Raw genomic sequence first — 1,664 nt, forward strand, 5'->3', positions numbered from 1 at the left:
CCCCGCTTGACGGCCATCACCTTGTCCATCAACGACAAGCCCTCGAACGCATCGCGCGCGTACGACACCTGGCCGTCGTAGACCGCCGCGAGATCGTTCTCGACATAGCTGCGGGTCAGCGCCGCCCCGCCGAGCATCACCGGGAACTGCTCGGCGACCCCGCGGGCGTTGAGTTCCTCGAGGTTCTCCTTCATCACCACGGTGGACTTCACCAGCAGACCCGACATGCCGATCACATCGGCGCGCTTGTCGACCGCCGCATCGAGAATCGTCGCGATGGGCTGCTTGATACCGAGGTTGACCACCTCGTAGCCGTTGTTCGACAGGATGATGTCGACGAGGTTCTTCCCGATGTCGTGAACATCGCCCTTGACGGTCGCGAGCACGATCCGGCCCTTACCGTCCGCGCCGGTCGACTCCATGTGCGGTTCGAGGAATGCCACAGCCGTCTTCATCACCTCGGCGGACTGCAGCACGAACGGCAACTGCATCTGCCCCGACCCGAACAGCTCCCCGACCGTCTTCATCCCCGACAGCAACGTGTCGTTGATGATCGTGAGCGGCGGGGTGGTGGTCATCGCCTCGGTCAGATCGTCCTCGAGACCGTTACGTTCGCCGTCGACGATGCGGCGCTCGAGCCGCTCGAACAGTGGCAGCGCCGCCAGTTCCTGCGCCCGCGACTCCCGCGCCGACGCCGCCGACACACCTTCGAACAACTCCATCAGCTTCTGCAGCGGGTCGTAGCCGTCGCGCCGCCGGTCGTACACCAGATCCAGCGCGACCTGCCGCTGCTCCTCGGGGATCCGCGCCATCGGCAGGATCTTCGACGCATGCACGATCGCGGTATCCAGACCGGCCTCGGTGCACTCGTGCAGGAACACCGAGTTGAGCACCTGCCGGGCCGCCGGATTCAAACCGAACGACACATTCGAGATGCCGAGCGTGAAGTGGATTTCGGGGTGTCGCCGGTGCAGTTCGCGGATCGCGTCGATCGTCTCGATCGCGTCGCGGCGCACTTCCTCCTGCCCCGTCGAGATCGGGAACGTCAGCGCGTCGACGATGATGTCCTCCGGCGCGAGCCCCCAGTTCTCCGTCAGGTCGGTGATCAGACGCTCCGCGATCCGCACCTTGTGCTCCGCGGTACGGGCCTGACCTTCCTCGTCGATCGTCAACGCCACCACGGCCGCGCCGTGGGTCACCACCAGCTCCATGATGCGCTGGAACCGCGACCCGGGGCCGTCCCCGTCCTCGTAGTTCACCGAGTTCACCGCGCACCGGCCACCGAGATGCTCGAGACCCGCCTGGATCACGGCCGGTTCCGTCGAGTCGATCATGATCGGCAGTGTCGACGCGGTCGCGAACCGGGAGGCCAGCTCGGCCATGTCCGCGGCGCCGTCACGTCCCACGTAGTCGACGTTCAGATCCAGCATGTGCGCGCCGTCGCGGATCTGATCCTTCGCGATATCCAGGCATTTCTGCCAGTCCGCGGCGAGCATCGCCTCCCGGAACGCTTTCGATCCGTTCGTGTTGGTGCGCTCCCCGACCATCAGGATCGACGCGTCCTGCTCGAACGGCACCGCCGTGTACAGCGACGACACGCCGGGCTCCGGCACCGGTGTACGCGTCGCCGGTGCGACCTCGCGCACCGCCGCGGCGACCTGCCG

At 66.3% G+C, this 1,664-nt stretch carries 1 protein-coding gene; it reads right to left on the minus strand.

Annotation, left to right across the window (positions count from 1 at the left end):
• The coding region (locus AB0H50_RS35485) for a dihydropteroate synthase (protein ID WP_357461659.1) at positions 1 to 1,664 on the minus strand (1,664 nt) is incomplete at both ends.

It is taken from the genome of Nocardia sp. NPDC050793 (assembly GCF_040654065.1).
Classification (GTDB): Bacteria; Actinomycetota; Actinomycetes; order Mycobacteriales; family Mycobacteriaceae; genus Nocardia.